General features: G+C 46.4%; 3 protein-coding genes. All 3 read right to left on the reverse strand.

Annotated elements, in window-relative coordinates:
- Positions 1–509: 509 nt before the first annotated feature.
- The 3 genes from RMO35_RS17930 to ftsZ all read right to left on the reverse strand — a co-directional run bounded on the left by RMO35_RS17930 (position 510) and on the right by ftsZ (position 2,178).
- Positions 510–644 carry a ribbon-helix-helix protein, CopG family gene (locus RMO35_RS17930; RefSeq protein WP_015157766.1) on the reverse strand — a complete coding sequence of 45 codons (135 nt, stop codon included), beginning with the start codon at positions 642–644 and terminating at the stop codon, positions 510–512.
- Between the two features lie 161 nt (positions 645–805).
- Positions 806–949 (reverse strand): hypothetical protein, encoded by a 144-nt coding sequence (locus RMO35_RS17935; protein ID WP_309742785.1) that lies wholly within the window; start codon positions 947–949, stop codon positions 806–808.
- 26 nt (positions 950–975) lie between these two features.
- Positions 976–2,178 carry a cell division protein FtsZ gene (ftsZ, locus tag RMO35_RS17940; RefSeq protein WP_309742787.1) on the reverse strand — a complete coding sequence of 401 codons (1,203 nt, stop codon included), beginning with the start codon at positions 2,176–2,178 and terminating at the stop codon, positions 976–978.
- Positions 2,179–2,191 lie beyond the last annotated feature (13 nt).

Genomic DNA, 2,191 nt, shown 5'->3' on the forward strand with positions numbered 1-2,191 from the left:
CTGTACACAGCAATGTCTCCCCATACCAACAAAATGTATCAGCTTAGATCGACCCGAAAATTATGAACCAACAACAGCAGTATAACATCCCTTCAAACACAAGAACTATGTCTTTAAAACAATCCAGACCGACAAATCCCAAAAATAGCGAGACGAATCGGCGATCGCCGATTCGGTTGTGAAGGTAACACAATTAGTTACGATATAGAGACGAACATAACCTAATTATACTAATATTTTTGCGGTCGCAGCCGCTAACTACTAATCGGTCGTTCGATAATTAATAATTAATAAAGGCGTTGCTGGATTTGGGTATGATTTATCAAACTGCAATCGATGAAACCCTGGGTAGGGGTAATTCATGAATTACCCCTACCCAGGGTTTCATACCTCAATCCAGGAACACCATTAATAATTAATAATTAATAATTAATAATTAATAATTACTTTCTAGTTAGCCAATTATGACTGTAATTTAGATCTGCCCGATCGACCGATCGGGTACTCGATCAGATCTTAGCTTGTAAAGATCTAATAAATTCCCTAATAATATCGGTTTTGGTGCGTTCGGTTTTCTCGGCAAAAGCTTCGAGAATTCTTAGTTCTTGTTCGGGAATTTTCACATTTAATTGTTTTAAAGACATAGTTCTTGTGTTTGAAGGGATGTTATACTGCTGTTGTTGGTTCATAATTTTCGGGTCGATCTAAGCTGATACATTTTGTTGGTATGGGGAGACATTGCTGTGTACAGTAATTACTTCCGCAGCAACTTAATTGTCGATTGTAGTTGAATGTGAGTGTAACATCAACTATCGACAATGGATCGAGACTGAGATTTAAAGCCAGACTTATAGCTACCAACTGCTTGGCGCTGGTGTTGATGCTGTTGACGTTCGACATCAACTCTACCGCAAACTAGTAGCAGCAACCGATCGATAGTTACTGCCACTTGTCAGAGCGTCGTCTAAAGCAGATTTATTTAGGGCGACGATTTTGCAAGAAAGCAGGTAAGTCAGCACCAGCATTTTGAGGCGGCTGAGGTTTTGGGATCTCATTCGTTTGTTTGCGCGGTTCGGATTGAGGCGCTGGATTCGTGCGGGCAGGTACGCTGGCTGCCCGAGGACGGCTGCTGGGTTCGGCAATCTCGCCTGTAAATCCGGTCGCAATCACCGTAATTCGCATTTCGCCCTGCATCTGCGGATCGATTACCGCACCAAAGATAATATTCGCATTGGGATCGACAACTTCGTAAATCGTTTCCGCAGCGGTATTGACTTCAATCAGGGTCATATCCGCACCCCCAGTGATGTTCAAGACGACCCCGCGCGCACCTTCGATCGAAGATTCGAGTAGTGGCGAAGTAATTGCCTGAATAGCGGCTTCCCGCGCGCGAGATTTGCCCGAGCCTTCACCAATGCCCATCAGTGCCGAACCAGCGTCAGCCATTACCGTGCGCACATCGGCAAAGTCAACGTTGATCAGCCCCGGGATAGTGATAATATCCGAGATGCCTTGTACACCCGATCGCAGTACGTCATCTGCAATCCGAAATGCCTCTTGGACGGGGGTTTGCTCGTTGATCGCTTGGAGCAGTTTATCATTGGGAATGATAATTAAGGTATCAACTTGGCTTTGCAGTCCACTAATCCCTTCTTCTGCTTGGTTGGTGCGCCGACGTCCTTCAAAGGTGAAGGGACGCGTGACAACACCGACAGTCAGAGCACCCATTTCCTTGGCAACTTCTGCCACGATGCGGGCTGCACCCGTGCCAGTTCCACCTCCCATTCCAGCCGTAATAAAAACGAGGTCTGCTCCTTCGAGAGCGTGCGCGATTTCTTCACGAGATTCTTCAGCAGCTTTTTGACCGATGGCGGGATTGCCACCAGCACCGAGTCCTCGGGTGAGTTTTTGACCTAGTTGAATCCGCCGCGTTGCATCGGAGTGGGATAAAGCTTGCGCGTCAGTATTCATCGTCCAAAACTCGATGCCTTCGATATCGCTGGCAATCATCCGATTTACCGCATTGCTGCCGCCGCCGCCCACGCCAATTACTTTGATCCGAGCGGCGTTGCTAAAAGTGATACCTTCAGACATTTGTTCATCCCTTGGTATGTTGTAACCATCTCGGATTGAGTGGCTTTTGAATCCTGGATACGAAAGTGGAATAGAGTTAGTCATGCGCTAGCTATTT

This window comes from Chamaesiphon sp. OTE_20_metabat_361, assembly GCF_031364565.1.